Source organism: Mycobacterium kyorinense, assembly GCF_001672775.1.
Lineage (GTDB): Bacteria > Actinomycetota > Actinomycetes > Mycobacteriales > Mycobacteriaceae > Mycobacterium > Mycobacterium kyorinense_A.
Genome location: NZ_LZKJ01000178.1, coordinates 1 through 572, shown reverse-complemented (window position 1 = coordinate 572; position 572 = coordinate 1). Strand labels below are relative to the sequence as shown.

1 protein-coding gene is annotated in these 572 nt (G+C 62.8%); it reads left to right on the top strand.

The genetic code is table 11. From position 1 onward, the window contains the following. Positions 1-33: 33 nt before the first annotated feature. On the top strand, positions 34-572 hold a 539-nt coding region (locus A5707_RS19775; protein WP_419866453.1), incomplete at its 3' end, for a hypothetical protein.

Genomic DNA, 572 nt, shown 5'->3' with positions numbered 1-572 from the left:
GTCGAAGAAAGCGGCAGGCCACGGGGTTTCGTGATGCCAGCCATCCCCGCTCAGTTTTTCATCGACCTGACCACCGTTGGTGGCGTGTCACGGACCACCGCAGAGTTTCAGCACCTGCTCAACCATTCCTCGGTGCTAGCCGCGCGCGGCCTCAACATCACTGACGCCCAACGCTATACGTTGTTGCGTGAGGTCGCCTCCACGCTGGCGTTCATGCACAAGCACGGTGTGTGCGTCGGCGACATCTCACCGAAAAACCTGCTCTTCGCCCTGAGCCCCCACGAGGCGGCCTACTTCATCGACTGCGACGCCATGCGCATCAACACCGTCTCGGCGCTGCCCCAGATGGAAACCCCGGGCTGGGACGCACCCCCCGGCGAAGAACTGGCCACCATCTACACCGACACCTACAAACTCGGGCTGCTGGCCCTGCGCCTGCTCGCCGGCGACCACGACACCAAAAACCCCCACCACCTACCCCCCACCACACCAGAACTGTTGCGCCAGATCATCACCGACACCTTGACCAACCAACCACACCAACGCCCACTACCCGAAGCCTGGACCTACGT